General features: G+C 53.5%; 2 protein-coding genes. One reads left to right on the forward strand and one right to left on the reverse strand.

Annotated elements, in window-relative coordinates; genetic code table 11:
• Window positions 1-55: 55 nt before the first annotated feature.
• Window positions 56-226 (forward strand): hypothetical protein, encoded by a 171-nt coding sequence (locus OMK64_RS21380; RefSeq protein ID WP_272730126.1) that lies wholly within the window; start codon window positions 56-58, stop codon window positions 224-226.
• Window positions 227-287: 61 nt separating this feature from the next.
• On the opposite strand, the gene OMK64_RS21385 is transcribed toward OMK64_RS21380, so the two are convergent.
• Window positions 288-578 (reverse strand): hypothetical protein, encoded by a 291-nt coding sequence (locus OMK64_RS21385; RefSeq protein ID WP_272730127.1) that lies wholly within the window; start codon window positions 576-578, stop codon window positions 288-290.
• Window positions 579-768 lie beyond the last annotated feature (190 nt).

Consider the following 768-nt stretch of genomic DNA (forward strand, 5'->3'; position numbering starts at 1 on the left):
GGAGGGTGAGAATTGTTATAGAGACTTACTGGTCTAGCGGGTAGATTTTTTTTTTGTGCTGGGCATGGAGTTGGTCAGGCAGGTGGTCGCGCATCCCGGCTACAACTCCGCAGGCTACCAGCGTTCGCTGTATGCCGTTGACGGCGAGAGGGGGCGGCTGATGGTGACGCTGAAGAAGGTGCAGGGAGAGCAGAGCATTGAGGTCACGGAGATCCGTCGTCCGTGATCACCCCAGCCCAGTCAATGCCGTCAATGGCCAGGACTGAGCAGGTGGATAGGGCGAGATCTTATGAAGCGAGGGTGGTTTGCGATTCGCGCACAAGAATGGTGCCCGATTGGATCAATTTGAATTCGTCGCCTTCCAGTTTCTCTACACGGTCGCCAATGGCCAGCTTGTAGGTGGTGGTAGGTGCCGAGCCAGCCAGGTCGCCTTGCGCCGGGTTGGATTCCTGGAACTCATGCACCGAATACACGCGTCCTTCTGCGTCTCTGGCATGAAACTGTCCGACTAATACTGCTGCCATCTGTTTAGAACCTCTGGAGATAAACACTCGATTTGCGGTTCTGTAGACCGTCATGGAGCGGGGTAGTTTACTTACGGAATAAAAATACTATTCGCTGATATTTTCAGATGCTTCCTACGTGTCGCAGTGCCAGGCAAACGCCCGCAGGAATATCAAAACCTTCTGGTGAACACGCCGCGAAGACTCTATAACTACAAGCTCCTTTAGTCAGACGTCGGGAAACCCCAATGAGCAAGGTCTACAC

The sequence above is a fragment of the Cellulomonas fimi genome (genome assembly GCF_028527925.1).
GTDB classification, from domain to species: domain Bacteria; phylum Actinomycetota; class Actinomycetes; order Actinomycetales; family Cellulomonadaceae; genus Cellulomonas; species Cellulomonas fimi_C.